The sequence below is a fragment of the Christiangramia aquimixticola genome, from assembly GCF_048285835.1.
Classification (GTDB): Bacteria; Bacteroidota; Bacteroidia; order Flavobacteriales; family Flavobacteriaceae; genus Christiangramia; species Christiangramia aquimixticola.
On the sequence record NZ_JBLVTL010000229.1, the window covers coordinates 1 to 297 of the forward strand.

The 297-nt window shown below is 42.8% G+C and carries 1 protein-coding gene; it reads right to left on the reverse strand.

The features are described 5' to 3' along the window. The coding region (locus ACNKXV_RS14260) for a hypothetical protein (RefSeq protein ID WP_417908373.1) at positions 1-297 on the reverse strand (297 nt) is incomplete at both ends.

Below are 297 nucleotides of genomic sequence, written 5' to 3' on the forward strand. Positions count from 1 at the left end.
GATTTTCTCATAGATAAAAGGCGCCTCGTTACCTTCCGTAATTTGTTTGAGAAAATCATTGACATCCGAAATCAAGAGAATACTCTCCTCGTCTTTCAGGTCCCGAAGCTCCAAAATCAAGTCTCGGAATACCCCAAAAGCATTCAGATTTCGCTGAAGAGCGGAGAGCGTATTCCAGTGAAGGACTTTTTCCGGCCAAGAAAAAAGAATGTCAATCAAACCGCCTTCAGCTGCAGAAATGATGTTGGCGGCATTTTTTGCTCCTTTGGAAAACCAATTAGTAGAATCCGGCAAATC